A 25,836-nucleotide genomic window follows, 5' to 3' on the forward strand; every position below is an offset into this window, starting at 1 on the left:
GAGTCGCCCGGGCTCATGACCGGCCCAGTCTCCGCAGCAGCAGCGTGGACGGGCAGGGCCGCGCGTTCGCCCGCCGCGCCGCGTCCGCCACCTCGCGGTCCGACGACACCACCACCACCGAACGGCCGCCCGGCTCCGCCCGCACCAGCTCGCCGATCAGCTCGTCCGCCGTCTGCCCCGGCCGGCTGAACAGCACCCGCACCCCGCGCGGCGCCGAGATCGCCACCGGCGCGTCCAGCTCCGCGCCGTCGAACACGCACGTCACCTCGGCGCGGGTCTGCGCCGCGAGCCCGCCGAGCCCCGACACCAGCCGGGTCCGCTGGTCCGACAGCGGCAGCTCCCCGTAGCCCGTCTTCGTCACGTTGTAGCCGTCCACCACCAGATGCACCTGCGGCAGCGTCAGCAGCCGGTCCAGCAGCTGCGGGTCGCTGTCCGACAGCGCCCGCCCCGGCAGCGCCCGGTGCGCCAGCCGGTCCGGCTCCAGCGCCCCCACCGCGTCCGCCGGCCGGCCGATCACCGACGGCAGCGCCAGCTCCCGGCGCACGCCCTGCGCCGCGTCGACCAGCGCGTCCAGCAGCAGCCGCAGCCGCACGTCGTCGACGTTGCGGCCCTCCCGCGCCGCCCGCTTGGCCGCCTCCGCCGCGGCCTCCGCCTGCGCCGCCCGCGACCGCAGCCTGCGCAGCTCCTTGTCCGCCGCCGTCGACGACTCCCGCGCCGCCGCCAGCTCCCGGTCGGTGTCCGCCGCGAGCGTCTCCGCGCGCTCCTGCGCCGCCCGGTACCGCCCGCGCGCGTCGTGCAGCTTGCGGCGCAGCTCGGCGACCTCCGCCTTGCTGTCGCGCAGCTCCGCGCGCAGCCGGTCGACCTCGGCGGCGCGCGCCGTCCGGGCCGCGGCCAGCTCCTCCTTCAGCGCCGCGACGCGCCGCTCGGCGGCCTCCTCCTCCGACGCCGTCGCCGAGCGCTCCAGGTCCGCGCGGGCCGCCTCGACCAGCTCCGTCCAGCCGTCCGGGCGCAGCAGGTAGGCCAGCACCGCGACCCGCACCGGGTCCGCGGCCGGCGGTACGCCGCCGCCCTCCACCGCCTCGACCAGGTCCGGCTGCGCCTCCCGCAGCGGCTCCGCCACCCGGCCCCGGAACCCCGGGTCCTTCTCCAGGACCGCCGCGATGTGCTGCCCGGCGAGCTTCGCGCGCTTGCGCCGCTCGAACCGGGCGAACCGGCGCAGCGGCACCGGCACCTCGTCGGCCGGCAGCGCGCCGATCAGCTCGGCGGCGGCCTCCACCACGCTCAGCCGGACGGGCTCGGGCAGCGGCCGCGCGAGCCGCCCCTCCGGGGGCGTCCCCGCGGGATCGTCCGATCGCCGCGCGGGCTCCGGGCCGCCGGGGCTCGCTTCGGGGCCGCTGTCGATGATCCCGCTCCTTCCGGGCTGCGCCGCCGGTGGGCTGTCTGTTCCCGAGCACCACGCACCCTAACCAGCACGGACGTGGGGTGGGACGGAACGCGCCAAGCTCCCCCGAGCCGTCCCCCGCGGCCCCCGCCCGGCGGGACGTGCCGGCGCGCCCCCAACCCTAGCGGCCCGGACTTCTGTCGGTGGCGTCCTCTACGGTCGCCGCCATGACGGCTGCGCACGAGGTCCAGGGGCGGGGCCGGGCCGTCCAGGGCACCCTGGACGACCTCGGCACCCCCCTGGCGGAGGTCACCTTCGTGGTGGTCGACCTGGAGACCACGGGCGGGTCCGCGGCCGACTCGGCCATCACCGAGATCGGCGCGGTCAAGGTGCGCGGCGGCGTGGAGCTCGGCGAGCTCGGCACGCTCGTCGACCCCGGCGGGCCCGTCCCGCCGTTCATCACCGCGCTCACCGGCATCACCACCGCGATGGTCACCGCCGCACCGCGGATGGACTCGGTGCTGCCCGCCTTCCTGGAGTTCGCGCGCGGCTGCGTCCTCGTCGCGCACAACGCCCCGTTCGACATCGGCTTCCTCAAGGCCGCCTGCGCCGCCAACGGGTACGCCTGGCCCGCGTTCCCCGTCGTCGACACCGTCGACCTCGCCCGCCGCGTCCTCGGCAAGGACGAGGTGCCCAACTGCAAGCTCGGCACCCTCGCCCGGTTCTTCCGCACCCGCACCGAGCCGACGCACCGCGCCCTCGCCGACGCCCGCGCCACCGTCGAGGTCCTGCACGGCCTCATCGAGCGGCTCGGCTCGTTCGGCGTCACCTCCCTGGAGGAGCTGCGCGGCTTCGCCAAGGCCCCCACCCCCGAGCAGCGCCGCAAGCGCCACCTCGCCGACGACGTGCCGAGCGCCCCCGGCGTCTACCTGTTCGAGGACGCCGGCGGCGAGATCCTCTACGTCGGCAAGAGCGGCGACCTGCGCTCCCGCGTCCGCAGCTATTTCACCGGCTCGGAGACCCGCCGGCGCGTCCGCGAGATGGTCGGCCTCGCCGAACGCGTCCGCACCATCGTCTGCGCCACCGGGCTGGAGGCCGAGGTCCGCGAGCTGCGGCTCATCGCCGAGCACAAGCCCCGCTACAACCGCCGCTCCAAGTTCCCCGAACGGGCCATCTGGCTGAAGCTGACCGCCGAGCCGTTCCCCCGGCTGTCGATCGTGCGGGAATGCCGCGACGACGGCGCCCGCTACCTCGGCCCCATCTCCTCGCGGCGGCAGGCCGAGGAGGCCCGCGCCGCGCTGCACGAGGCCGTCCCGCTGCGCCAGTGCACCCAGCGGCTCACCGTCAGGCTCGTCGAGCGCGGCCGCGCCCGCACCTGCGCGCTCGCCGACCTCGGCCGCTGCGGCGCGCCCTGTGACGGCCGCGAGTCCCCGGACGCCTACGCCGTGCACACCGAGACCGCCCACGCGATCATGGAGGGGGACGTGCGGCCCGTCGTCGCCGCCGCGCAGGTCCGCATCGACCGGCTCGCCTCCGAGCTGCGCTACGAGGAGGCCGCCGCGCAGCGCGACCGGCTCGCCGCGTTCGTCCGCGCCGCCGCCCGCGGCCAGCGCCTCACCGCCCTCGCCCGCCTCCCCGAGCTCGTCGCCGCCCGGCCCGGCTTCGACGGCGGCTGGGAGCTGTCCGTCGTCCGCTACGGGCGGCTCGCCGCGGCCGGGACCGTCCCGCCCCGCGCCCACCCCCGCCCCTACGTCGACGCCCTCATCGCCACCGCCGAGACCGTCTTCCCGCCCGGCGGCGGCGCCCCCGGCGGCGTCGCGCTCGGCGCGCCGCCCTCGTCCGGCGCCACCGCCGAGGAGATGGAATGCGTGCTGCGCTGGCTCGACCTGCCCGGCGTCCGCCTCGTCGAACTCGACGGCGCCTGGACGTGCCCCGCCCACGGCGCCGAAGGGCTGCGCGCCTGGATCGACAACGCCTACACGAGCCACGACCCGGACGCCGGGCAGGGCAGGCGCTGAACGGACGCCCCGCCCACTAAGGTGACGGTGGACACCCCGCGCCCGGAGAGGACGACCCCGCATGGCCCTGCCTCTCTACGACAGCCAGCCCGCGCGGCGCGTCCCGTGGATGACGTACCTGCTCATCGCCGTGAACGTCGTGGTGTTCCTGATGACCCCGATGTCCAACTTCGCGACCTGGTACGGCAAGGGCTCCGTCCGCGAGTGCAAGGCCGCCGAGTTCACCTACCAGTACGGCGCCGTCCCCAAGGAGCTGACCACCGGCGACCGGCAGCCGCTGCCCACCGAGATCACCAACCAGTGCGGGCCCGACCACTACGGCAAGGCCCCCTGGACGTCGGCGTTCACCTCGATGTTCCTGCACTCCGGCGCGATGCACCTGCTCGGCAACCTGGTCTTCCTGTTCGTCGTCGGGATGGGCGTCGAGGACCGGCTCGGGCGATGGCGGTTCCTGCTCAGCTACCTCGCGTTCGGGCTCATCGCCGTCTACGGCTTCGCCTGGACCTCGCCCGGCTCCACCGTCCCGCTCATCGGCGCGTCCGGCGCCATCGCCGGGGTGATGGGCGCCTACGTGATCCTCAACCCGCGCGGCCGCGTCGTCAGCTACGTCCCGCCGATCATCGTCCTGCGGCTGCCCGTCTGGGTGGTGCTCGGCTACTGGTTCATCCTGCAGTGGCTGTCGCTCGGCGACGAGGAGAGCAGCGTCGCCTACACCGCGCACATCTACGGCTTCTCCGCCGGCGTGCTGTTCGCGCTGCTGGCCCGCCGCGCGGGCCACACCCGCCGCATCGCGGCCCTGAGCCGGACCTGAGTAGAGTCGGGGGCGTCCGAACCCAGGGGAGGGGCCCAGTGGTCACAGCGATCGTGTTCGTCAAGGCCGACGTCGCGCGCATCCACGAGGTGGCCGAGACGATCGCCGCGCTGGACGGGGTCAGCGAGGTCTACTCGGTCACCGGCGAGCACGACCTGATGGCGATGGTCCGGGTCCGCCGCCACGACGAGCTGAACGACGTCATCCCCGGCCGGGTCAACAAGGTCCCCGGCGTGCTCGGCACCGAGACCCACATCGCGTTCCGCACCTACTCCAAACACGACCTCGACGCCGCCTTCGCCCTCGGCCTCCCTGACGCCGATTGATTTGCAGCGCCCTTGGCGGTCGGGCGCTGGGGCGCCCTCCCTTCAACGGGCGCTGCGTGCGATCGCTGCATCGCTCCGACTCGCCCTGGGGGCTCGCTGCGCGATCGGATTCTCGCTTCGCTCGAATCCGGCTTCGCTCGCGATCGCGACGGTCGGGGTCGCTGCGTGGCAGGGGGAATCCGGCCGGCGCTACGCAGCGGTGATCAGGGTCAGGGAGAGGTCGCCGCAGGGGTGGGCGGTGTGGCCGGGGCGGGCGCGGTAGACGGCGCCGGGCGGCCACGTCGCGGTGTTGGACGCCATCACGCGGCCGGGGGCGTTGACCACGAACGCGGGTGCGGGGATCTCGCGGAGCGCCGGGACGATCTCGTGCTCGAAGGTGCGGGCGAACACGTCGGCGGCGGCGACGCCCGCGAACTCCCCGCCGACGCGGACCGGGGCGGACAGCGTGAGGACGTACTCGTCGCTGCACAGGTAGTCGACGTAGGGGCCGCAGACGGTCTTCTCGGCGCCGCGCTCCGGGCCGGTGAACCAGTCCCAGGCGGTGTAGTCGTACAGGGCGCTGCTCTCGGGGTTCAGGTCGCGCAGCAGCTGGGACGGGCCGGAGGGGCCGGCCTGCCACCACTCCAGGTACCAGGCGGCGTCGGCGAGCAGCCGGGGCGCGGCGATGAAGCCGAGCCCGCACACCAGCGGCCCGAGCCGGGGGAGCAGCAGCGGGCGCAGCGCGGCGAGGTCGGCGCGGACCGGCGCGCGCCCGGCGCCGCGCACCGCGCGCAGCAGCCGCGCCGAGGCGTCGCGGACCTCGGCGACCGTGCCGAAGACGGCGTCGAGGGTCGCGTGCACGCGGTCCGCCGCCGCGCCGGCGGACGGTGGCTCGGGGGGCATGGGGGTCCACCTCGGGTCAGAGGGTGAGCCGTCGGTCAATCAGACGTTCTATCGCATTCGCGACGTGACTTTCAGCGACATCGCGGGCGCGGTCCTCATCGCCGTGCCCGATGGCGTCGACGATCCGGACGTGCTGGGCGTGCACGGCCCGGCGGGCGCCGGGCTCGTCGTGGACGGCCCAGATGAGCGGCCCGATGTCGGCCTGCAGCCGGATCTCCTCGCGGGTGAGCCGGACGGACTGGGACGCGGCGGCGATCTCCAGGTGCAGCCGGCCGTCCAGCCGGCACATCCGCGGCGCGGCGTCCGGGCGGGTCATCTCGGCGAGGGAGCGGCGGAGCCGGCCGACGTCGCCGGGCAGCGAGCGGCGGGCGGCCAGCCGGGCGGCGGCGCCGGCGATGGCGGCGTAGTGGTCGCCGAGGTCGCGCAGCTCCTCGGCGGACAGCGGGCGGAGCCGCTCGTCGAGGACGAAGGGGCGGGCGGGGGCGCGCACGAAGCTGCCGCCGCCGCGGCCGCGCCGGGTCTCGATGAGCCCCTGCTGACGCAAGGCCATCAGCGCTTCGCGTAGAGTTACCGTCGATATACCGAGATGTCCGGCGAGTTCGGTCTCGCTGGGCAGCTGCTCCCCGTCGTCGAGGAGGCCGAGCGCGATGGCGTCGCCGATCCGCCGCACCACGGCGTCGACCCGCGCGGTGTTGTCGACGGGGGCGAACACGACGAGGCGCGCGCCGTCCGCACCGTCCATGGGCCCCCTCTCCCCGCGTTGACTCAGTGATACCGGATCGTCACTTGAACTAAAACCTATGACTCCATATGTTTTCGTTCATGCCGGCTTCAGCGGTGAGGATCCGCGATCTGCGCAAGACCTTCGGCGCCGTCGAGGCGGTGGCGGGCGTCGACCTCGACATCGGGGACGGCGAGTTCTTCTCGATGCTCGGCCCGTCCGGGTCCGGCAAGACCACGGTGCTGCGGCTCATCGCGGGCTTCGAGCGCCCGACGTCCGGGACGGTCGAGCTGGCCGGCCGGGACGTGACGGGCCTCGCCCCGTTCGACCGTGACGTCAACACCGTCTTCCAGGACTACGCGCTCTTCCCGCACCTGGACGTGCTGCGCAACGTCGAGTACGGCCTGAAGGTGCGGCGGGTGCCGAAGGCGAAGCGCCGCGAGCGGGCGCTGGAGGCGCTGCGCAGCGTCCGCCTCGAAGGGTTCGGGGCGCGCCGCCCCGCCGAGCTGTCGGGCGGGCAGCGCCAGCGGGTCGCGCTGGCCCGCGCGCTGGTCAACGAGCCGAAGGTGCTGCTGCTCGACGAGCCGCTCGGCGCCCTCGACCTGAAGCTGCGCGAGGAGATGCAGGTCGAGCTGAAGACGATCCAGCGGCGCGCCGGGATCACGTTCGTGTTCGTCACGCACGACCAGGAGGAGGCGCTGACGCTCAGCGACCGCATCGCGGTCCTGGACGGCGGCCGCGTCCAGCAGGTCGGCACGCCGGCGGAGGTGTACGAGCATCCGGCGACCGAGTTCGTGGCGGGCTTCGTCGGCACGACCAACCGGATCGGGGGCGTCTGCGTGCGGCCGGAGAAGCTGCGCGTGCGGATCCTCGACGGTGGAGCGGTCCCGGAGGAACCCACCGAGACGGGCGGGCCGGCGGGGGACCGGCACGCCGAGGGCACGGTCGCCGAGGTCGTCTACGCCGGCGCCGTGACGAGGTTCGTCGTCGACCTGGACGCGGGGGACCGGGTCGTCGCGCTCCGCCAGAACCTCGCGGAGTCACCGGCGGAGGCGAACCGCCACCGCGGCGCCCGCGTCCGCGTCGGCTGGGACGCGGCGCACGAGTTCCAGGTCGCCGGCGCCGCACCGAGCACTGAAACCCCCGCGAAAACCCCCAACTAAAGAGGAGTTCCTCATGTGGTCCACGCGCATGGCGCTCGCCGCCGCGGCGGCGCTGGCGATCGGACTGGCCGCCGCCGGCTGCGGCGACGAATCGGGAGGCAAGGCGTCCGGAGCCGGGCAGGGCGGGTTCCGGGTGCCGAAGGTCCCGATGACCAAGTCCCTGGGCAAGGGCGAGGGCCAGGTCAACCTGGTCGCCTGGGCCGGGTACGCCGAGGACGGCTCCAACGAGAAGTCGGTCGACTGGGTCCACCCGTTCGAGAAGCAGACCGGCTGCAAGGTCAACACCAAGATCGCCGGGACGTCGGACGAGATGGTCGCGCTGATGAAGACCGGCCAGTACGACACGGTGTCGGCGTCCGGCGACGCGTCGCTGCGGCTCATCGCCTCCGGCGCGGTCGCGCCCGTCAACACCGGGCTCGTCCCGAACTACGCCGACATCTTCGCCGGCCTGAAGAACAAGCCGTGGAACTCGGTGAACGGCGTGCCCTACGGCATCCCGCACGGCCGCGGCGCGAACCTGCTGATGTGGCGCACCGACAAGGTGAAGCAGGCGCCCGACTCGTGGGGCGCGGTGTTCGACCCCAACTCCCCGTACAAGGGGAAGGTCACCGCCTACGACTCGCCGATCTACATCGCGGACGCGGCGCTGTACCTGATGTCGTCCCGTCCCGAGCTCGGCATCAAGAACCCGTACGCGCTCGACCAGAAGCAGTTCGACGCGTCGGTGGACCTGCTGAAGCAGCAGCGGGGGATCATCGGCGAGTACTGGTCCGACTACACCAAGGCGGTGCAGTCGTTCAAGAGCGGCGACACGGTGCTCGGCACGACCTGGCAGGTCATCACGAACTACGTGGAGGCCGCCAAGGCGCCGGTGAAGGCGATCGTGCCGAAGGAGGGCTCGACCGGCTGGTCGGACACCTGGATGGTCGCGGCGAAGGCCCAGCACCCGAACTGCGCCTACCAGTGGATGAACTACATCGTGTCCCCGAAGGCGAACGCGCAGGTCGCCGAGTGGTTCGGTGAGGCGCCCTCGAACGCCAAGGCGTGCCAGGAGACCGCCGACAAGAAGTTCTGCGACACCTTCCACGCGACCGACGAGAACTACTTCTCCCGGGTGCACTTCTGGACGACGCCGATCGCGCAGTGCCTCGACGGCCGCAAGAACGTCAAGTGCGTCGACTACTCCAAGTGGACGCAGGCATGGACGGCGATCAAGGGATGACCGATTCGTCGGCGGTGTCCACCGCCGGTGAGGCGGCCCCCCGTCCGGCGCCGGGCCTCCGGCGCCGGGCGGCGGCGCTGCTGCACCGCCGCCCGGCCCTGCGGCTGTCGCTGCTGCTGTCGGCGCCGCTGGCCTGGCTGGTGGTCGCCTACCTCGGCGCCCTCGCCGCGATCTTCCTCACCGCGTTCTGGTCGACCGACACCTTCACCGGCGCGGTCGTCCGGCAGTTCACCCTCGCCAACTTCCAGGACCTGTGGAACGAGCCCGTCTACCGGACGATCGCGCTGCGCAGCCTCGGCGTCGCGGCGGCCGTCACCGTCATCGACACCGTCATCGGCTTCCCCATGGCGCTGTACATGGCGAAGGTGGCCGGGCCCCGGTACCGGCCGTACCTCGTCATCGCGATCCTCGCGCCGCTGTGGGCCGCCTACCTCGTCAAGGCGTACGCGTGGCGGGTGATCCTGGCGCACGGCGGCCTCGCCGACGAGGTGCTCAAGCCGTTCGGGCTCTCCAGCCCCGGATACGGCCTCACCGCCACGATCATCGTCCTGGCCTACCTGTGGCTGCCCTACATGATCCTGCCCGTCTACACGGGCCTGGAGCGGCTGCCGGACTCGCTGCTGGACGCCTCCGGCGACCTCGGCGCCCGCCCGTGGCGCACGTTCCGCTCCGTCATGCTGCCGATGGTGTTCCCGTCCCTGGTCGCCGGGTCGATCTTCACCTTCTCGCTGTCGCTCGGCGACTACATCACCGTCAAGATCGTCGGCGGCCGCGGGCAACTCCTCGGCAACGTCGTCTACGACAACATCGGCGCCGCCAACAACCTGCCGTTCGCCGCCGCCATCGCCACCGTCCCGGTCGTGGTCATGCTGGTCTACCTGGCCGCGGCCCGCCGCACCGGCGCCCTCAGGGAGCTGTGATGACCCTCTCGCCCGCCGCGCGGACGGTCCTGCGCATCGTCATGGTCCTCGGGCTCGCGGTCGTCTACGTGCCGCTGCTCGTCGTGCTGATCAACTCCGTCAACGCCGACAAGACGTTCGGGTGGCCGCCCACCGACCTCACCGGGCGCTGGTGGGCGCACGCCCTCGACAACCCGGGCGCCCGCCAGGCCGTCTGGACGAGCGTCAAGGCCGGCGTCGGCGCCACCGCCGCCGCGATGATCCTCGGCACCATGGCCGCGTTCGCCGTCGCGCGCTACCGCTTCTTCGGCCGCGAGACCGTCTCGCTCGTCGTGGTGCTGCCGATCGCGCTGCCCGGCATCGTCACCGGCATCGCCCTCAGCAACGCCTTCCAGGTCGTCCTGGAACCGCTCGGCATCGGCCTCGGCCTGTTCACCGTCATCGTCGGGCACGCCACGTTCTGCGTCGTCACCATCTACAACAACGTCCTCGCCCGGCTGCGCCGCACCGGCACCAGCCTGGAGGAGGCGTCCGCCGACCTCGGCGCCGACACCTTCCAGACGTTCCTGTACGTCACGCTCCCGAACCTGCGCTCCGCGCTGCTCGCCGGCGGCCTGCTGTCCTTCGCGCTGTCCTTCGACGAGATCATCGTGACCACGTTCACCGCCGGCCCCGGCTCCCAGACCCTGCCCATCTGGATCTTCGACAACCTGTTCCGGCCCAACCAGGCCCCGGTCGTCAACGTCCTCGCCGCCGCCCTGATCGTCCTGTCGATCATCCCGATCTACGTAGCCCAACGCCTCTCCAATGCCGGCCCAGGGGGGCGACCCCCTGGAACCCCCGTCAGCGGCTGACAGGCTGTTTCGCGCTCCGTTGGAGCTCCGCGCGAAACAGCCTGTCAGCCGCCGGGCAGGTCCGCTGCGCTCGCTGCACTCGCTCCGCGTGCCTGCCCGTGACCGATGGCTGAGGTTCCACCTGCCGGGGCTTGGGGTCGCCCCCTGGGCTAACGGTTGGCTTGGGAGGTTTCGATCCAGCGGTCGAGGAGGGTGGCGGCGGCGCCGGAGTCGACGGCCTGAGCGGCGCGGTCGCGGGCGGCGGCCAGCGTCGGGGTGAGCTCGTCGGCGGCCGGCGCGCCCTCGTAGGCGGTGATCAGCGCCGCCGCGTTCAGCAGGACCATGTCGCGGACGGCCCCCTCCCGGCCGGCGAACGTCTCCCGCGCCACCCGGGCGTTGAAGGCCGCGTCGGCGCCCCGCAGGTCCTCGGGGCGCGCCGGGGGGATGTCGAGCGCGGACGGGTCGAACGTCGTCTGCGTCGCCGTGCCGTCGCGCACCACCCACACCGTCGAGGTGCCCGTGGTGGTCAGCTCGTCCAGGCCGTCGTCGCCGCGGAACACCAGCGATGAGCAGCCCCGCGCGGCGAACACGCCCGCGATGACGCCCGCCATCCGCGGATGGAACACCCCGACCGCCTGCGCCCCCGGCCGCGCCGGGTTCGTCAGCGGGCCGAGGAAGTTGAACACCGTCGGCGTGCCCAGCTCGCTGCGGGTGCGCGAGGCGTACCGCAGCGCCGGGTGGAAGCGCGGTGCGAAGCAGAAGGTGATGCCGGTCTCCGCGACGACCGCCGCCGTCGCCTCCGGGGACAGGTCGATCGCGACGCCGAGGTGCTCCAGGAGGTCCGCGGCGCCGCACGAGGACGACGCGGCCCGGTTGCCGTGCTTGACGACCCGGACGCCGGACGCCGCCGCGACCACCGCGGCCATCGTCGAGATGTTCACCGTGTGGGCGCGGTCGCCGCCGGTGCCGACCAGGTCGGCGATGCGGCCCGGCACCTCCACCGGGGTGGCGTTGTCCATCATGCCGTCGGCGAGGCCGGACACCTCGGCGACGGTCTCGCCCTTGGCGCGCATCGCGACCGCGAAGCCGGCGATCTGCGCGTCGGTGGCCTCCCCGGCCATGATCGTGTTCATCGCCCAGGCGGTCTCCTCGCTGGTCAGCGAGTCGCCGTCGAGCAGGGCGTTGAGCAGGGCGGGCCAGGTCGTGCGGGCGTCCATTCATCCCCCAGGTGCGGTGGGTGCGGGGGGAGCGCGCCGGGCCCGTCCCGACCCGGCCGGGACGGCGGACCGGGGCGGCGCCCAGAGCCTCCCCGGCGAAACGGTCTTTTACAGGGCCGGGAGGCGGTTCTCGAGACGCCAGCGCATGAGGCCGGCGAGCTCCTTGGCCAGCGCCATCGGGTCCAGCGGGAGGCTCACCACGGCGTCGGCGCGCGACCAGGTCGCCAGCCAGCCGTCGTCGCGGCGCCCGATGATCGCCAGCACCGGCGGGCAGTCGTACACCTCGTCCTTGGCCTGCCGGCACACGCCGAGACCGCCCGCGGGCTGCGCCTCGCCGTCCACGACCAGGACGTCGATGCCGCCCTCGTCGAGCCGCTCCACCACGGCCGGCTGGGTCGCGCGCTCGACGAACTCCACCTGCGGGAGGTCGGCGGCGGGGCGTCGCCCGATCGCCATCCGGATCTGTGCGCGGGTGTTCGCGTCGTCGCTGTAGACGAGAACCTTCATCGGGCTCTCCGGGGCGGTGCTCATGACACGGAAGGCTACCGGTTCGTCCCCGCGCGCACGAGATCCCGGTCATGTTTCACCACCGCGGACGCGCCCGGAACGCCAGGTGCGGGCGGAGATCGCCGGGCGGGCGCGCGCCGGCACCCGGGGCCTGCGGACACGTTTGGGAACTCTAGGAGGGGGGTCATGCGTCACTCACGGGATAGGGGCGCAATAATGCTGCCCGTGACAGCATCCGCGATAGAGACAACACCTCACGCACGGGCGAACCGTCCCAATCTGGTCAGCGTGGGGACGATCGTTTGGCTGTCGTCCGAGCTGATGTTCTTCGCGGCGCTGTTCGCGATGTTCTTCACGATCCGCTCCGTGACGATCGGCCAGTCCGGGCACGACGCCTGGCCGGGCGCACCGCTCAACCTGCCGCTGTCGACGGCCAACACGACCGTGCTGGTGCTGTCGTCGGTGACCTGCCAGTGGGGCGTGTTCAAGGCCGAGGCCGGCAAGGTCGGCCGCGACGGCGGCCTGTTGAACTTCACCAAGTGGGGCCTGCGCGAGTGGTACGTCCTGTCCTTCCTGATGGGCGCCTACTTCGTCGCGGGGCAGGGCTACGAGTACTACAGCCTGATCACCAAGGACGGCCTCACGCTCTCCTCGTCGGCCTACGGCTCGGTCTTCTACCTGGCCACCGGTTTCCACGGGCTGCACGTCTGTGGCGGCCTGATCGCGTTCCTGTTCGTCCTCGGCAGGACGTTCGCCGCGAAGCGATGGACGCACGAGCAGGCGACGAGCGCGATCGTCGTGTCCTACTACTGGCACTTCGTCGACGTGGTGTGGATCGGCCTGTTCTCGGTCGTCTACCTGCTCGACCACTGACCCGCTGACCACCCAGACGACATGACCCGAACGGGGATTTCCGTGAGAAGGATCACCGCATGGCGACGGCGCCCCTGGGCGGGCTACGCCGTCGTGCTGGCGGCCCTGGCGGCGATCGGCGTCATCTACGCCGGTTTCTCGCCGCAGACTGGACGCGCCGAGGCGGAGAGCACGGCCCAGGCGGCGCAGGACCTGAAGAACGGCCAGCAGCTGTTCAACAAGAACTGCGCGAGCTGCCACGGGCTGAACGCCGAGGGCACCAAGGACGCCAAGGGCAAGCCGATCGCGCCGAGCCTGCTCGGGGTGGGGGCGGCCAGCGTCGACTTCCAGGTCAGCACGGGCCGGATGCCCGCGATGAGCCCTGGTGCGCAGTTCCCGCGCAAGACGCCGATCCCCGCCTTCAACACCGAGATCAAGACCGACTACGAGGAGCCGGCCAAGCGCAAGGCGGCCGAGCAGCAGAAGGCGCAGGCCGAGAAGAACCTCGCCGACCTGCGCGCCTACATCTCCTCGCTGGGCGGCGGCCCGGGCGTCCCGCCGGCGTCGGCGACCGACCCGAGCAAGGGCGACGTGGCGCTCGGCGGCAAGCTGTTCCGCACCAACTGCGCGCAGTGCCACAACTTCACCGGCCAGGGCGGCGCGCTGACCGGCGGCAAGTACGCGCCGCCGCTGTCCAAGAGCGACGTCACGCCCACGCAGATGTACGAGGCGATGCTGACCGGCCCGCAGGCGATGCCGGTGTTCAACGACACCACGCTCACCCCGCAGGACAAGCAGGCGATCATCTCCTACCTGGTGCAGACCCGCGAGCAGCCGAACCCCGGCGGTAACGGCCTCGGCCGCATCGGCCCGGTGTCGGAGGGCCTGGTCGGCTGGCTGGTCGGGCTCGGCCTGCTGGTGATGGCGGCGATGTGGATCACCGCGAAGAAGCCGAAGAAGCTGAAGAAGTCATGAGCGACGAGAACAAGGACACCGCCGGCTCGAAGGAGCCGGGCGAGGGCGGCGGCGCGCACGGGCGCGTGATCGGCACCCCGTCCCCGGCGAGGGACAGGACCCTGCTCGCGCAGGACGACATCTCGGCGCCCGCGGGCGTCGGGGAGGAACTGGACGAGGCGTCGGCCAAGCGGGCCGAGCGCGTCGTCGCGACGTTCTTCCTGCTGGCGTTCGCCGCCAGCGTGGCGTTCATCGCGTACTACATCGGCTGGAGCGGCCGCAACGGCGGCATGCACGGCGTGGCCCGGACGCGCGAGTCCAACTACTGGCTCGGCGGCCTGATGGCGCTGTCGTTCCTGGCGCTGGCCGCGGGCGTCACCATCTGGGTGCGCCGGCTCATGACCAGCAAGCCGATCGTGCAGGAGCGGCACAACCTGCAGGCCGACGAGGAGACCCGCGCGGCGTTCACCCGCGACTTCCTCGAGGGCGCGTCCGACAGCGGGCTGACCAAGCGCCCGCTGCTGCGCCGCACGCTGCTGCTGGCGGCCGCGCCGCTCGGCCTCGCGCCGCTGGTGCTGCTGCGCGACCTCGGCCCGCTGCCGGAGAAGCGGCTGCGCTCCACCTACTGGGGCGACGCCGTCAAGAAGGCGCAGGCGCAGGGCAAGAAGGGCGTCCGCCTCGTGGTGGACGGCACGAACAAGCCGCTGCGGGTCAGCGACTTCTCCTCGCCCGGCGGGATGATCACCGTCCTGCCCGAGGGCATCGAGGAGGACGTCCCCGAGGACCAGGTGCTGACGCAGAACGCGAAGGCCGTGACGATCCTCATCAACGTGCCCGAGAACGAGTTCAAGCCGGCCAAGGGCCGGGAGAACTGGCACATCAACGGGATCGTGGCGTACTCGAAGGTCTGCACGCACGTCGGCTGCCCGGCCGCGCTGTACGAGCAGACCACGCACCACATCCTGTGCCCGTGCCACCAGTCGACGTTCGACGCGACCGACGCGGCCAAGGTCGTGTTCGGCCCGGCGGCCCGTCCGCTGCCGCAGCTGCCGCTGTCGGTCGAGGACGGCTACATCGTCGCGACGAGCGACTACCACGAGCCGATCGGCCCGAGCTTCTGGGAGCGCGGATGAGCGAGGCGACAGCCACAGCCGGGGCGACGGCTCCGAAGGCGGTCGAGGGATCGCTGAACTTCATCGACGACCGGCTCGGCTCCACCACCTTCTTCAAGCGGAACATGAAGAAGGTCTTTCCGGACCACTGGTCGTTCATGCTGGGCGAGATCGCCCTGTACTCGTTCATCATCCTGCTGCTGACCGGGACGTTCCTGACGCTCTGGTTCAAGCCGAGCATGAACGAGGTCATCTACAACGGCTCGTACACCCACCTCAAGGGTGTGAAGATGTCGGAGGCGTACGCCTCCACGCTGAAGATCAGCTTCGACGTGCGCGGCGGTCTGCTCATGCGGCAGATCCACCACTGGGCGGCGCTGCTGTTCATGGCGTCGATCCTGGCGCACATGCTGCGGGTGTTCTTCACCGGCGCCTACCGCAAGCCGCGTGAGCTGAACTACCTCATCGGCATCAACATGTTCATCCTCGGCATGCTCGAGGGCCTGTTCGGGTACTCGCTGCCGGACGACCTGCTGTCCGGCACGGGCCTGCGCATCACCCAGGGCGTGCTCGAGGCGATCCCGCTGGTCGGCACGTACGGGTACATGTTCCTGTTCGGCGGAGAGTTCCCCGGCCAGGACATCGTGCCGCGGCTCTACATGCTGCACATCCTGCTGATCCCGGGTCTGCTGCTGGGCCTGGTCACCGCGCACATGATGATCATGTGGGTGCAGAAGCACACCGCGATGCCGGTGAAGAACCAGACCGAGCAGCAGGTGTACGGCTACCCGTTCTACCCGGTCTTCATGGCCAAGACGGGCGCCTACTTCCTGTTCACCTTCGGCGTCATCGCGCTGCTCGGCGCGTTCGCGCAGATCAACCCGATCTGGTTGTTCGGCCCCTACGATCCCGGCGCCATCTCGGCGGGCTCCCAGCCCGACTGGTACATGGGCGTCCTGGAAGGGGCGCTGCGCATCATGCCGAACTGGGAGGTCAGCGCCTGGGGCCACACGGTCAGCTTCAACGTGCTGATACCCGCGCTGGTGCCGCTCGGCATCGTGTTCGGCGGCGCGATGGCCTGGCCGTTCATCGAGCAGTGGGTCACCGGCGACAAACGGCACCACCACGTCAACACGCGGCCCCGCAACGCGCCGATCCGCACCGCCACCGGCATCGCGGCGGTCACGTTCTACGGGCTGCTGTGGCTGGCGGGCGCGAACGACGTGCTGGCCGACAAGTTCGACCTCTCGCTGTACGCCACGACGTGGTTCTTCCGGGTGACGTTCTTCGTCGGGCCGTTCCTGGCGTTCGTCATCACCAAGCGGATCTGCCTGGGGCTGCAGCGCAAGGACGCCGGCATCATCGGGCACGGCGTCGAGTCGGGCGTCATCCTCATGTCGCCGGAGGGCGAGTTCTCCGAGCGGCACGAGCCGGCGCGCGAGGAGCAGAAGGCCGTCCTGCTGTCGAAGGAGAACACCCGTCCGGAGCCGCCGCAGCGCGACGCCAACGGCATCCCGGCCGCGAAGGGCCCGCTCGGGCACCTGCGGTCGCGGCTGAACCGGGCGTGGACGTTCGACGACGTCCCGGTCGAGGAGCACGAGCACGGCGGGCACGCGGAGATCGAGGGCGGCAAGCAGTCGCACGAGATCAAGCACTGATCGCGGAGCCCGATCGAGGGGCCCGGCACCGCACCGCGGTGCCGGGCCCCTCGGCTTGCCCGGGCCGCCGGTGCCGGGTCCCGCCCGCCGGGTGCCGGGCCTGATCGCGGGCGGGGGCGGTCCGTATCCTTGCCGGACGATGACCAAGACCCTGGTGGTGACCAACGACTTCCCGCCCCGTCCGGGCGGGATCCAGGCGTTCGTGCACGGCCTGGCGGTGCGGCGCCCGCCCGGTTCGGTGGTGGTGTACGCGCCGGCGTGGAAGGGGGCGGCGGCGTTCGACGCGGCGCAGCCGTTCCCGGTCGTCCGGCATCCCGGGTCGCTGATGCTGCCGGAGCCGGGCGTGCTGCGGCGCGCGTCGGAGCTGCTGCGGGCCGAGCGCTGCGACTCGGTGGTGTTCGGGGCGTCGGCGCCGCTGGGGCTGCTCGCTCCGGCGCTGCGGCGGCGGGGGGCCGAGCGGATCGTCGGGATCACGCACGGGCACGAGGCGGGCTGGGCGTCGCTGCCGGTGGCGCGGTCGCTGCTGCGCCGCATAGGCGACGGCGTGGACGTGCTCACCTACCTGGGCGAGTACACCCGGTCCCGGATGGCGCGCGCGCTGTCCCCGGCCGGTGCCGCGCGCATGGCGCGGCTCGCGCCGGGCGTGGACGAGACGCTGTTCCGCGCCGGCGCGGGCGGCGCCGAGATCAGGGCACGGCACGGCCTGGCGGACCGTCCGGTCGCGGTGTGCGTGTCCCGGCTGGTGCCGCGCAAGGGGCAGGACGCGCTGATCCGGGCGTGGCCGCGCGTGCGGGCGAAGGTCCCGGACGCGGCGCTCCTGCTCGTCGGCGGCGGCCCGTACCGCGCCGACCTGGAGCGGCTCGCCGCGTCGGAGGGCGTGGCCGGATCGGTCGTGTTCACCGGCGGCGTGCCGTGGGAGGAGCTGCCCGCGCACTACGACGCGGGCGACGTGTTCGCGATGCCCTGTAGGACGCGCCGCCGCGGCCTGGACGTCGAGGGGCTCGGCATCGTCTACCTGGAGGCGTCGGCGACCGGCCTGCCCGTCGTCGCGGGGGACTCCGGCGGCGCGCCCGACGCCGTCCTCGACTGCGAGACCGGCGTGGTGGTGCCGGGACGGTCGGTGCCTCGCGTGGCCGACGCGGTCGCCGGCCTGCTCGCCGACCCGGACCGGGCCCGGGCGATGGGCCGCGCCGGCCGTGCGTGGGTGGAGCGGGAGTGGCGCTGGGAGGTGCAGGCGGCCCGCCTGGACGCCCTCCTGTGCGGCTGACCCGGCGGATGTGGCGCCGTGGTCACCGCCGCGGACCCGGGGCGCGGCCACAAGCAGACGGCCGCCGCGTATCGCGGGCCCCGTGCAGGGTGACAGGATGCCCGGTATGGAGAACGCGGACATCGAGGGCGCGTGGGCCAGGGTTCCCGGCGAGGCCGCGCGGTGGTTGCACGACCTGGATCCCGACCACTGCTACTCGGGATTCGAGCCGCCCCGCAGTCCCGACTCCGCGTGGCTCCTCCACGCGATGTACGCGTGGGAGGAGGGCCTGGTCACCACGACGCACGACGACGTCCACCAGTCGGTGCTGGGGGCGGGGCTGGTGGAGCCGCCCGACCCGGCCGCTGAGGCGCCGGGCGACGTCGGCGACCTGCTGGAGGGCGCGATCGTCACCGGCACCGAGCTCGGCCGCAGCGGCGACCCCGGCGCGGGGTGGCGGCGGCTGCGCTGGCGGGAGCTGGCGCGCGGCTTCGGCGAGCCGGTGGTGCCGGAGGGGGAGCTGCCCGGCAACCGCTGCCTGCGGCAGGGGCACCCGGCGGGCAGCTGGTCGGCGGCGATCCGGCCGCCCGCGGAGGGCTGCCTGGACCGGGAGAGCTGGCACCGGCTGGCCGCCCTGCTGCTGCGGCTCAGCCCGGGCGGCGCCGCGACCCGCTGCCTGGCGTACTACTGCCCGCTCGTCACCGCGGACTGGGACGACGAGACGGTCCTGGCGGGCCGGCTGGGCGACGTGGCCGGGCTGTACGACCATCCGGCGATGTCGAGCTGCCCGTCCGACCTGTGGGCGGAGGACCGCTCGTGGGTCGTGTACTGCGACTGGGACCTGTGGGGCACCAAGATCGTCGGTTCGGCGGCGCTCGTCGACGCGGTGCTGGCCGACCCGGGGCTGGAGGCCGTCCGCCTGCCCTGGACCCGCTGACCGCCGCCGGCCCCCGCGCCTCGTGCGTCGCCGGCCGGGGGTTGGCGGGTCCCGCCCCCGCGCCGTAGGCGGGACCCGTCTGCGACGTTAGGGCGCGGACGTTCCCTGCGCACCGCCGTTAAAGTGGATTTAAGGGCCGGATTACTCATCACTAATGCATCGGCCAGGTCTGGCCTCAAATCGGTCATTCAACCTCATATGCATTTCCCTCGCTCACTGAAATGATCTCTGTCCGGCGGGTGGGCGGGGAGAGGGAGTGCGCATGCGATCGCGGAGCGTCGCCGTGCTTGCGGTACTGGTGGCGGTGGCCCTCGGCGGCGGCCTCGTCGCGGCTTGGCAGCTGCGCGGCGGACGCGGCGCCGGGACGCCGGAGAAGGTCGCGGCGGACTTCTTCGCCGCCTGGCGGCGCGGCTCCCTGGACCGCATGCGCGACCTCGTCGCCGACCCGCCCGCCGACTTCGCCGGGCGGTACCGGGCGCTGTCGCGCGGGCTGACGGTCACCTCGATCATCGTCGAGCCGCGTCCGGTGGTGCGGACCGGGCCGCGCGCGGCGCAGGCCGACTTCACCGTCACCCGCACCCTCGCCGACCACGGCGACTGGTCGTTCCGCGCGGTGCTGCGCCTCGGCCGCGTGGACGGCCGCTGGCGGGTGCTGTGGACGCCCGCGACCCTCTACCCGGGCCTGAAGGGCAGGGGGACGTGGTCGCTCGCCCAGGTGCGGCTGCCCGCCGTCACGCTCGTCGCGCGCGACGGCGGCGCGCTGCCCGACACCGGTCTCCTCGCGCCCTACCTGGCCGAACTCGTCGACGGACTGACCCCGGAGGGCTACGACGAGGCCAGGTGGGTGATCGAGATGCGCGACGACGACGGCCCGCCGCAGCGGGTCAAGGTGCTGGGCGGCAAGGTCGGCAAGAAGATCCGCACCACCCTGGACCGGCGCCTGCAGGCGGCCGCGGAGAAGGCCGTCCGCTCGGTGCCCGGCGCGGCGTCGATCGTCGCGGTCCGGCCGTCCACCGGCGAGGTCCTGGCGGTGGCGGACGCCCTCGGCGGGCTCGGCGCGTTCGTCGGCCTCTACCCGCCCGGCTCGACGTTCAAGGTGGTCACGGCGGGCGGGCTGGTCGCGGACGGGGCCGGGCCCGGCACGTCCGCCGACTGCCCCGCGTCCGTCGTCACCGCGCAGCGCACGATCCACAACGACGAGGGCCACGAGCTCGGGCGCACGACGCTGAGCGGCGCGTTCGCCGCGTCCTGCAACACCACGTTCGCGCGCCTCGCCGTCGAGGGCCTGGGGGCGGGCAAGCTCGCGGCGAGCGCCCACCGCTTCGGGTTCGACACCAGGTTCTACCCGGGCGTGCGGATGATGGAGGGCAGCTTCCCGAGCCCGCGGAGCGGCGCGGAACTGGCGGAGGCGGCGATCGGGCAGGGCCGTGTCCAGGCGAGCCCGCTGCTGATGGCGAGCGTCGCCGCGGCCGTCGCGGACGGGTCGTGGCGGCCGCCGCGGCTGGTGTCGGCCAAGCTGGTCCGCGAGAGCGGCGGCTCCGTCGCGGACCCGCACCCGATCCCCGGGGCGGGCGCGCTGCGCACGATGATGCGGGCGGTCGTCACCTCCGGCACCGCCGCCGGCGCCGGGCTGCCGGACGGTACGTCGGGCAAGACGGGCACCGCCGAGTACGACGACGCCGGCTCGTCACACGCCTGGTTCATCGGATACCGCGGCGACCTGGCGTTCTCGGCGTTCGTCTGGGGCGGCGGCTCCGGCCCGAAGGTGGCCGCGCCGCTCGCCGCGAAGTTCCTGCGCTGATCTGCCGGGAATGTCTTCCAGAACGGGTGAACTCCGTCCGTTCTCCGTGCGTACTCCCACGATGAGCGGAACGGCCGCGGATACGGCTTGAACCGTTTTTGTCACCATCTCTCATCCGAGAGGCCAATGGGGCGTATGCTCCGGTGGTGATCGAAGGGATTCGCCGAGAATCCCGTCAGGAAACGCGGTAGGAGCGAGCGGGCTCCGCACACCGCGTTCCCGATGTCTCAGCGGGACCGCCGCCGGGCCGCGCGCCTGGACGGCACGAGCCGAACCGGCGTTCGCCTGCGCTCCGCCTCCTCCACAGGAGAGGGCATGGCGCGACGTGACGACGGGCATGCGTCCCGGATCAACACGCATGCCGCACCGTGGGCGCGGGCACCCGAGCGTCCCTCGCCGCGGGCGGGGGCCGCACGCGGCCGCCGGCCGGAGGAGCCGCAGTGGCCCGAGGGATCGTGGTGGTCGGAGCAGCCCGGCTGGGACGAGCGGGACCGGCGGCGCCGGCGCGAGCCGACGCGCCGTGACGTCCGGCGGCGCGAGAAGGACCGGACGCGGCGGCGGCAGCGGGCACGGCGGTCGGCCTACCGGACCGAGCCGCCCCCGGCGGCCCGGCGCCGGGAACCGGCCCGGGGCTCCGGGCGGCGTCCCCCCACCCGGCCCCGTCCAGGGCCGAAGGCAACGCCGCGCAGGCCGCGGCTGCCCACCGACCGCATCGGCGTCGGCGCGCTCGTCCTGTCGGCGGTCGTCGGCCTGTCCCTGCTCGGGATAGCCGAGCGGACGCTGCTGGACGGCCGCCCCATCGGCACGACCGAGTCGGTCGCCGCCGGGAAGGGCCTGCGGCACCCGAAGGGACGCGCGACCGCCGCCCCCGGCTCGCCGCACCGTCCCGCGCAGCGGCCCGGCGCGTCCGGCGCACCGGCCGCCCCCGCTCGTCCGGACGCGCAGGCGCTCACCGCGCAGGTGCGCAAGGCGACCCTCGCCCAGCGGGGCGCCGCGGCCAGGCAGGCCTACGGCGCCGCGCCGACCCGGGCGCCGATCGTCGCGGTCGCCCGGACCAGCGACGACGGGACGTGGATGTTCGGCACCACCGCCATCCCCGTTCCGGCGAGCAGCGACGCCGACCCCGAGATCGCGTTCTTCGCGGCCCGCTGGACGGGCCGGGAGTGGCGGATCGGGCTCTCGGGCGCCACCGCGTTCGGCACCCTGCTCGGCGCGATGCCCGCCACCCTGATGTCGGCGTCCGAGGCGCGCGCGCTGCGCCGCTACAGCACGCTGTCCGCCGGCCATGCCGCCGCCGCGGTCAACGGCACCGGCCCCGGCGACGGGCTCATGCTGCCCTGGAAGACCGGCACGTCCTGGACGATGCTCACCGCCGGCCCCGCCTCCGCGCAGCGCCCGCTGTCGGCGCTGGCGTTCGCGGGCGGCGACGGGCGCGTCCTGGCGTCCGGCGCCGGCCGGCTCTACCGGTTCTGCGGCGACGGCTCCGGGCCCGCGCTGCTCATGGTCGTGCACGCCGGCGGCGTCGCCACCACCTACGACCGGGTGCGGTCGGCGGCCCAGCTGCGCGACGGCAGCGTCGTCGGCCGCGGCGACCCGCTCGGCCGGACCGGCACCGCCGGCGCCTGCGGCGGCGCCCCCGCCGACCGCGCCGAGGTCCGCTTCGACCTGCGCCGCGGCGCCGCGCCCGTCCCGCTGGACGGCGCCGTCATCGGCGGCTGGACGTTCAGCGAGCGCGCGAAGCCGCTGCTCGGGTTCGCCGAGCGCGGCCTGCTCCAGGTGCTTCCCGGGGGCCTGATCGCCAACCTCGGCGCGGTCCCCGCGGCCGACCCCCCGCCGTCATCGCCGGCGCCCGGCGGCGAGCCGGACGCCGGCGCAGGACCGGCCGGCGACCCGTCGCCGTCCGCTACCCAGAACAGGAGTCCGAGCGGTGCGAACACGCAACAGTGACGATCCCGCGGTGCCCGCCTGGGTGCTGCGCACCGTGCTCGCCGGAGCGGTGCTGGTGCTCGCCGGCGCCGCCACCCCGCCGGGCGCCGTCGCCGCGGCGCAGGCGCAGTACTTCCTCTCCTTCTACGCGGGCGTCTTCACGCTGCTCGCGCTGACCGGCGCGGTGATGACCGGGCTGCTGGCCACCGAGCGGCTGATCCTGAAGATCCGGCACCGGGTCCTCGCGCAGGGCGCGCACCGCGCGTGCGCCGTCGTCGCGTCGGTGATGGTCGTCGCGCACATCGCGGTCAAGGTGCTCGGCGGCCTCGCGGCGCCCGCGCAGATCGTGGTGCCGACGCCGGACGCGATCGGGCTCGGCACCGTCGCGTTCGAGCTGATGGTGCTGATCGTGATCACCGGGATCCTGCGGACCCGGTTCGTGGCCCGCGCCCGGCCGTGGGTGTGGCGCTCGATGCACGCCGTCGCCTACATCTCCTGGCCGATCGGGATCCTGCACGGCCTCACCGCCGGGCGGCTCGCGGCGAACTGGGTGGTGCTCAGCTACGTGATGAGCGTCGTCGGCGTCCTGATCGCGCTGGTCACCCGGCTGATCGTGGTGATCAGGCCGCGCGAGGTCGGGCGGGCGGGCGACGCTTTCGGCGCCGGCGAGCGCGCGGCGGCCGCCGCCGCGGCCCGCCGCGCCCGCGGCCGCTTCCCCGACCACGACCCGCGCCCGGCCGCCCCGTACGGCCACGACGCCCCCCGCCGCTACGACGACGACCCGCGCGCCTATGACGACCCGCGCGGCACGGACGACCTGCGGAACCTCGACGATCCGCGCGGCTATGACGACGCTCCTCGCGGCATGGACGACACACGCCGGCTGGACGACGCCCGCATGAGGGACGGTGCGCGCCGCATGGACGACCCGCGGGCGGGCGGGGGGCTCGGGGGGCGGGACTCGCGGGCCACCGTGACCGATCCGCGCGGCGTGCCGCTGCCCGGCGAGGGCGGCGGCTGGGACACCGAGGTCATCCGGTGAGCGGCGTCCACACCGTCTCCAACATCGGCGGGCCGCGGCTCACCCTCGGGTTCGACCGCTTCGACCGGCTCGACCTCGACCGGCACCTCGCGGTGCACGGCCGGCTGCGCGTCCCCTCGCTGGACGACCTGGTCCGGATGGCCGAGCAGGTCGACATGCGGGGCCGCGGCGGCGCCGGGTTCCCGTTCGCCCGCAAGCTGACCGCCGTCGCGTCCCGGGTGAAGCGCGCGGGCGGGGACCCGGCGCTGCTGCTGCCCGGCGAGAAGGGGAGCGACCGCGGCTCCAGCGAGGACGTCGTCGTGGTCGTCAACGGCGCCGAGGGCGAGCCCGGCAGCGCCAAGGACAAGGTGCTGCTCGGCCGCGCCCCGCACCTGGTGCTGGACGGCGCGCAGATCGTCGCGACGGCGCTCGGCACCCAGCGGATCGTCCTCGCCGTGGAGAGCGACGAGGCGGCCCGGTCGGTGCGCGCCGCGATCGGCGAGCGGCGGATGGCCGCCCGCGTCGTCCGGCTGACCGAGCGGTTCATCTCCGGGGAGAGCGGCGCGGTGGTCCGCGCCATCAACGGCGAGACGCCGATCCCGCCGGGCGTCAAGGTCCGCGCCGCCGAGGCCGGGGTGGACGGGTACCCGACGCTGCTGTCCAACACCGAGACGTTCGCGCAGCTCGCGGTGCTGGTCTCGCTCGGCCCCGACCTGTACGCCTCCGCCGGGACCGACGACGAGCCGGGCACCACGCTGCTCACCGTCGGCGGCACCGCCGTCGTCGAGGCGCCGTACGGCACGCCGCTGCGCGACGTCCTGAAGCACTGCGACGTGCCGCCGGGCCCCGGCGTCCTGGTCGGCGGCTACCACGGGACGTGGCTCGACCCGGCCGGGGCGGCGCGCGCCGTGCTGTCGCGGTCCGGGATGCGCGCCGTCGGCGGGACGGTCGGCGCCGGCATCGTCCTGCCGCTCGGCCAGGGCACCTGCCCGCTGGGCGAGGTCACCCGGATCGCGTCCTACCTCGCCGCGCAGTCGGCCGGGCAGTGCGGCCCGTGCCGGCTGGGGCTGCCGGACGTCGTCCGCGCCCTCAACGCGCTGAGCGACGGCGGCGGGACGGTCGAGGACGTGCGCCGCGCCGCCGCGATCGGCCGCGGCCGGGGCGCCTGCACCCATCCCGACGGGACGGCGCGGTTCGTGCTGTCGGCGGTCGAGGCGTTCGCGGCCGACATCGGCGAGCACCGCTACGGCGGCACCTGCGGGCTGCCGACGTTCGGCGTGCTGCCGCTGCCCGTCCCGACGGGGCGGGAGGGCCGGGTGGCGATCGACTGGAGCCGCTGCGACGGCCACGGGCTGTGCGCCTACCTCGTCCCGGAACTGATCCAGCTCGACCGGTACGGCTTTCCGGTGGTGCTCGGCAGCGACATTCCGTCCTGGATGGAACGGGACGTGCAGAAGGCGGTCGCGATGTGCCCGGCATTGGCGCTGCGGGTCGTCGGGGGAGTCCCCGGGAGCCCGGTGCGGCGCTCCTGACCGCGATCCGCCCTGCCATTTCGGCGGCCAGGGGAAGAAAAATTCAGAACGGCGGGTGAACCCCGGGACCGGCGTGGCGCGTATCGCCCGGCGAAACCGCGCCGGTTCCGTTCTCCGGTGCGCTTCCGGGAGGAGGAAGGGATTCGGTGAGGAATTCGTACGGTGTCGCGGAACTGCGCCGGCTCCCGCGGTTCGGGGTCCGGCGCGGCCGGGGCCTGCTGCTGCTCGCGGGCGCGGCCGTCCTCGCGGCCGCCCTCGCGCTCCTGCTCAACCCGCGGGTCGCCCCGGCGAACGGCGTCGACAAGGGCGCCACGGTCCCGTCGAGGTGGGGGCCGCTGAGCGCCCAGGACCGGCTGCTGCTGGTGAAGGTCCGGCAGGCCGGGCTCTGGGAGATGCCGGCCAGCCAGATGGCCGTGCAGCGCGGCGCGAGCCCCCGGGTGCGCGAGATCGGCAAGATCATCAACCAGGAGCACATGCAGCTGGACGCCGACACCCGGGCGACCGCCAAGCAGCTCGGCGTGACGCTGCCCGCCATTCCGAACGGCACGCAGCGCAGCTATCTCCGGGAGCTGTCCGGGCTCGACGGGAAGGCGTTCGACACCGACTACGTGTTCCGGATGCGCTCCGCGCACGGGCAGGTGCTGCCGTTCGCCGCCAAGGCCCGCGTGCAGAGCCAGAACACGATCGTCCGGGCCTATGCGGAACGCGGGATGAGATTCGTCCTGCACCATATCCAGCTGCTGGAGAGCACCGGCCTGGTCACCAAATCCGCGCTGCACTGAGGGGTATCCCACCCCCCGCTCAAAGGGAGTACTCC

At 73.6% G+C, this 25,836-nt stretch carries 23 protein-coding genes; 18 read left to right on the forward strand and 5 right to left on the reverse strand.

All coding sequences use genetic code 11. The features are described from left to right. Window positions 1–13 precede the first annotated feature (13 nt). On the reverse strand, window positions 14–1,276 hold the full coding sequence (locus J4709_RS29940; RefSeq protein ID WP_307801651.1) for an NYN domain-containing protein: 1,263 nt from the start codon (window positions 1,274–1,276) through the stop codon (window positions 14–16). 332 nt (window positions 1,277–1,608) lie between these two features. On the opposite strand from J4709_RS29940, the gene J4709_RS29945 reads away from it, so the two are divergent. The 3 genes from J4709_RS29945 to J4709_RS29955 all read left to right on the forward strand — a co-directional run bounded on the left by J4709_RS29945 (window position 1,609) and on the right by J4709_RS29955 (window position 4,536). Beyond that, a complete protein-coding gene (locus tag J4709_RS29945; protein ID WP_208245397.1) occupies window positions 1,609–3,399 on the forward strand; it encodes a DEDD exonuclease domain-containing protein in 1,791 nt (596 codons plus the stop codon). 61 nt (window positions 3,400–3,460) lie between these two features. Next, window positions 3,461–4,210, forward strand: a complete 750-nt coding sequence (locus J4709_RS29950) for a rhomboid family intramembrane serine protease (protein WP_208245400.1) — start codon at window positions 3,461–3,463, stop codon at window positions 4,208–4,210. A 38-nt stretch (window positions 4,211–4,248) separates the two neighbouring features. Further along, window positions 4,249–4,536 carry an Lrp/AsnC family transcriptional regulator gene (locus J4709_RS29955; RefSeq protein WP_151593712.1) on the forward strand — a complete coding sequence of 96 codons (288 nt, stop codon included), beginning with the start codon at window positions 4,249–4,251 and terminating at the stop codon, window positions 4,534–4,536. Window positions 4,537–4,725: 189 nt separating this feature from the next. Here the strand turns inward: J4709_RS29955 and J4709_RS29960 are convergent, their stop codons facing one another. After that, window positions 4,726–5,418 (reverse strand): cache domain-containing protein, encoded by a 693-nt coding sequence (locus tag J4709_RS29960; RefSeq protein WP_208245402.1) that lies wholly within the window; start codon window positions 5,416–5,418, stop codon window positions 4,726–4,728. Between the two features lie 16 nt (window positions 5,419–5,434). After that, entirely contained in the window at window positions 5,435–6,160 is a 726-nt protein-coding gene (locus J4709_RS29965) for a FadR/GntR family transcriptional regulator (protein WP_208245403.1), read from the reverse strand. A gap of 80 nt (window positions 6,161–6,240) precedes the next feature. Here J4709_RS29965 and J4709_RS29970 point away from each other — a divergent pair, with 80 nt between their 5' ends. The 4 genes from J4709_RS29970 to J4709_RS29985 are packed head-to-tail and all read left to right on the forward strand — an operon-like array spanning window position 6,241 to window position 10,277. Continuing rightward, the gene (locus J4709_RS29970) at window positions 6,241–7,302 is read left to right on the forward strand and encodes an ABC transporter ATP-binding protein (RefSeq protein ID WP_232384224.1); all 1,062 of its coding nucleotides are present in this window, start codon (window positions 6,241–6,243) and stop codon (window positions 7,300–7,302) included. Between the two features lie 13 nt (window positions 7,303–7,315). Further along, entirely contained in the window at window positions 7,316–8,524 is a 1,209-nt protein-coding gene (locus tag J4709_RS29975; RefSeq protein WP_208245407.1) for an ABC transporter substrate-binding protein, read from the forward strand. Then, complete coding sequence (locus tag J4709_RS29980; RefSeq protein ID WP_208245410.1) at window positions 8,521–9,444, forward strand: ABC transporter permease; 924 nt, start codon at window positions 8,521–8,523, stop codon at window positions 9,442–9,444. The genes J4709_RS29975 and J4709_RS29980 overlap by 4 nt, the downstream gene beginning before the upstream one ends. Then, window positions 9,444–10,277: an ABC transporter permease gene (locus J4709_RS29985; RefSeq protein WP_208245412.1), complete on the forward strand. Its 834-nt coding sequence runs from the start codon at window positions 9,444–9,446 to the stop codon at window positions 10,275–10,277. The genes J4709_RS29980 and J4709_RS29985 overlap by 1 nt, the downstream gene beginning before the upstream one ends. A gap of 149 nt (window positions 10,278–10,426) precedes the next feature. Here J4709_RS29985 and trpD read toward each other — a convergent pair whose 3' ends face one another. Together trpD and J4709_RS29995 are read right to left on the reverse strand one after the other, a co-directional pair. Beyond that, window positions 10,427–11,473 carry an anthranilate phosphoribosyltransferase gene (trpD, locus tag J4709_RS29990; protein ID WP_208245414.1) on the reverse strand — a complete coding sequence of 349 codons (1,047 nt, stop codon included), beginning with the start codon at window positions 11,471–11,473 and terminating at the stop codon, window positions 10,427–10,429. 108 nt (window positions 11,474–11,581) lie between these two features. Then, window positions 11,582–12,004, reverse strand: a complete 423-nt coding sequence (locus J4709_RS29995; protein WP_208245416.1) for a response regulator transcription factor — start codon at window positions 12,002–12,004, stop codon at window positions 11,582–11,584. A 192-nt stretch (window positions 12,005–12,196) separates the two neighbouring features. Between J4709_RS29995 and ctaE the strand changes: the two genes are divergently transcribed. The 11 genes from ctaE (at window position 12,197) to J4709_RS30050 (ending at window position 25,801) form a co-directional block, all read left to right on the forward strand. Next, the gene (gene ctaE / locus J4709_RS30000) at window positions 12,197–12,853 is read left to right on the forward strand and encodes an aa3-type cytochrome oxidase subunit III (RefSeq protein ID WP_269757457.1); all 657 of its coding nucleotides are present in this window, start codon (window positions 12,197–12,199) and stop codon (window positions 12,851–12,853) included. Window positions 12,854–12,895: 42 nt separating this feature from the next. Next, window positions 12,896–13,807, forward strand: coding sequence for a cytochrome bc1 complex diheme cytochrome c subunit (gene qcrC / locus J4709_RS30005; protein WP_208245418.1), 912 nt, complete (start codon window positions 12,896–12,898; stop codon window positions 13,805–13,807). Beyond that, complete coding sequence (gene qcrA / locus J4709_RS30010; protein ID WP_208245420.1) at window positions 13,804–14,919, forward strand: cytochrome bc1 complex Rieske iron-sulfur subunit; 1,116 nt, start codon at window positions 13,804–13,806, stop codon at window positions 14,917–14,919. Before qcrC ends, qcrA begins: the two co-directional genes overlap by 4 nt. Continuing rightward, on the forward strand, window positions 14,916–16,556 hold the full coding sequence (qcrB, locus tag J4709_RS30015) for a cytochrome bc1 complex cytochrome b subunit (protein ID WP_208245422.1): 1,641 nt from the start codon (window positions 14,916–14,918) through the stop codon (window positions 16,554–16,556). The genes qcrA and qcrB overlap by 4 nt, the downstream gene beginning before the upstream one ends. 139 nt (window positions 16,557–16,695) lie before the next feature. Then, complete coding sequence (locus tag J4709_RS30020; protein WP_208245424.1) at window positions 16,696–17,823, forward strand: glycosyltransferase family 4 protein; 1,128 nt, start codon at window positions 16,696–16,698, stop codon at window positions 17,821–17,823. A 106-nt stretch (window positions 17,824–17,929) separates the two neighbouring features. After that, window positions 17,930–18,739, forward strand: coding sequence for a hypothetical protein (locus J4709_RS30025; RefSeq protein WP_208245426.1), 810 nt, complete (start codon window positions 17,930–17,932; stop codon window positions 18,737–18,739). 262 nt (window positions 18,740–19,001) lie between these two features. Further along, complete coding sequence (locus J4709_RS30030) at window positions 19,002–20,540, forward strand: penicillin-binding transpeptidase domain-containing protein (RefSeq protein WP_208245429.1); 1,539 nt, start codon at window positions 19,002–19,004, stop codon at window positions 20,538–20,540. Between the two features lie 315 nt (window positions 20,541–20,855). Continuing rightward, window positions 20,856–22,487, forward strand: a complete 1,632-nt coding sequence (locus J4709_RS30035; RefSeq protein WP_208245431.1) for a hypothetical protein — start codon at window positions 20,856–20,858, stop codon at window positions 22,485–22,487. Beyond that, a complete protein-coding gene (locus J4709_RS30040) occupies window positions 22,468–23,508 on the forward strand; it encodes a hypothetical protein (RefSeq protein WP_208245433.1) in 1,041 nt (346 codons plus the stop codon). Before J4709_RS30035 ends, J4709_RS30040 begins: the two co-directional genes overlap by 20 nt. Further along, window positions 23,505–25,019 carry an NADH-quinone oxidoreductase subunit NuoF family protein gene (locus J4709_RS30045; RefSeq protein ID WP_208245434.1) on the forward strand — a complete coding sequence of 505 codons (1,515 nt, stop codon included), beginning with the start codon at window positions 23,505–23,507 and terminating at the stop codon, window positions 25,017–25,019. Before J4709_RS30040 ends, J4709_RS30045 begins: the two co-directional genes overlap by 4 nt. Window positions 25,020–25,165: 146 nt before the next feature. Beyond that, complete coding sequence (locus tag J4709_RS30050; RefSeq protein ID WP_307801652.1) at window positions 25,166–25,801, forward strand: DUF4142 domain-containing protein; 636 nt, start codon at window positions 25,166–25,168, stop codon at window positions 25,799–25,801. Window positions 25,802–25,836: the final 35 nt, after the last annotated feature.

Source organism: Actinomadura violacea (assembly GCF_017573465.1).
Lineage (GTDB): Bacteria > Actinomycetota > Actinomycetes > Streptosporangiales > Streptosporangiaceae > Spirillospora > Spirillospora violacea.

Excerpts from the sequence above, each read along its gene's own strand:
- J4709_RS29945 (WP_208245397.1), top strand. The coding sequence starts at position 1,609 with ATGACGGCTGCGCACGAGGTCCAGGGGCGGGGCCGGGCCGTCCAGGGC.
- J4709_RS29950 (WP_208245400.1), top strand. The coding sequence starts at position 3,461 with ATGGCCCTGCCTCTCTACGACAGCCAGCCCGCGCGGCGCGTCCCGTGG.
- J4709_RS29960 (WP_208245402.1), bottom strand. The coding sequence starts at position 5,418 with ATGCCCCCCGAGCCACCGTCCGCCGGCGCGGCGGCGGACCGCGTGCAC.
- J4709_RS29965 (WP_208245403.1), bottom strand. The coding sequence starts at position 6,160 with ATGGACGGTGCGGACGGCGCGCGCCTCGTCGTGTTCGCCCCCGTCGAC.
- J4709_RS29970 (WP_232384224.1), top strand. The coding sequence starts at position 6,241 with ATGCCGGCTTCAGCGGTGAGGATCCGCGATCTGCGCAAGACCTTCGGC.
- J4709_RS29975 (WP_208245407.1), top strand. The coding sequence starts at position 7,316 with ATGTGGTCCACGCGCATGGCGCTCGCCGCCGCGGCGGCGCTGGCGATC.
- J4709_RS29980 (WP_208245410.1), top strand. The coding sequence starts at position 8,521 with ATGACCGATTCGTCGGCGGTGTCCACCGCCGGTGAGGCGGCCCCCCGT.
- J4709_RS29985 (WP_208245412.1), top strand. The coding sequence starts at position 9,444 with ATGACCCTCTCGCCCGCCGCGCGGACGGTCCTGCGCATCGTCATGGTC.
- trpD (WP_208245414.1), bottom strand. The coding sequence starts at position 11,473 with ATGGACGCCCGCACGACCTGGCCCGCCCTGCTCAACGCCCTGCTCGAC.
- J4709_RS29995 (WP_208245416.1), bottom strand. The coding sequence starts at position 12,004 with ATGAGCACCGCCCCGGAGAGCCCGATGAAGGTTCTCGTCTACAGCGAC.
- ctaE (WP_269757457.1), top strand. The coding sequence starts at position 12,197 with ATGCTGCCCGTGACAGCATCCGCGATAGAGACAACACCTCACGCACGG.
- qcrA (WP_208245420.1), top strand. The coding sequence starts at position 13,804 with ATGAGCGACGAGAACAAGGACACCGCCGGCTCGAAGGAGCCGGGCGAG.
- qcrB (WP_208245422.1), top strand. The coding sequence starts at position 14,916 with ATGAGCGAGGCGACAGCCACAGCCGGGGCGACGGCTCCGAAGGCGGTC.
- J4709_RS30020 (WP_208245424.1), top strand. The coding sequence starts at position 16,696 with ATGACCAAGACCCTGGTGGTGACCAACGACTTCCCGCCCCGTCCGGGC.
- J4709_RS30025 (WP_208245426.1), top strand. The coding sequence starts at position 17,930 with ATGGAGAACGCGGACATCGAGGGCGCGTGGGCCAGGGTTCCCGGCGAG.
- J4709_RS30030 (WP_208245429.1), top strand. The coding sequence starts at position 19,002 with ATGCGATCGCGGAGCGTCGCCGTGCTTGCGGTACTGGTGGCGGTGGCC.
- J4709_RS30035 (WP_208245431.1), top strand. The coding sequence starts at position 20,856 with ATGGCGCGACGTGACGACGGGCATGCGTCCCGGATCAACACGCATGCC.